Here is a 415-nt window from a genome sequence, read left to right as displayed (position 1 = left end):
AAAGTCAAAATCTAAAGCACGGCGGCCTGACAGCCGACCTGAGTGGTTGAATCAAAAGCGCTGTTTTTGCTAGAGCAGACCGCGTTCCCCCAGACAAAATGGAGATCCAAACTGTGGGAGCGGGCTTGCTCGCGAATGCGGTGGGTCAGCCAATAAATCTATCAACTGACACACTGCCTTCGCGAGCAAGCCCGCTCCCACATTTTTTGACCGAGTAAGACTTCAATATCTGCACAGATCTGCTTTTCTGTGGGAGCTGGCTTGCCTGCGATGCAGACAACTCGGTACATCAGGCACATCCAGTAGATGCCATCGCAGGCAAGCCAGCTCCCACATAAGCCAGCTCCCACTCTGGACCGCTTTTGCTTCACACCACTCAGGCCGGCTGTCAGGCCGCCTTGCTTTTGATTTTGAT

Annotated in this window: 1 pseudogene; it reads right to left on the bottom strand. The window is 53.3% G+C overall.

Features of this window, described 5'->3' with window-relative positions:
* Nucleotides 1-161: 161 nt before the first annotated feature.
* Nucleotides 162-415: pseudogene (locus BFW87_RS32155) on the bottom strand (hypothetical protein); the annotation flags it as partial.

This window comes from Pseudomonas fluorescens, from assembly GCF_002022275.1.
Classification (GTDB): Bacteria; Pseudomonadota; Gammaproteobacteria; order Pseudomonadales; family Pseudomonadaceae; genus Aquipseudomonas; species Aquipseudomonas fluorescens_AJ.
The sequence above is the reverse complement of the archived record's forward strand: the minus strand, read 5'-3'. Positions and strand labels throughout refer to the sequence as shown.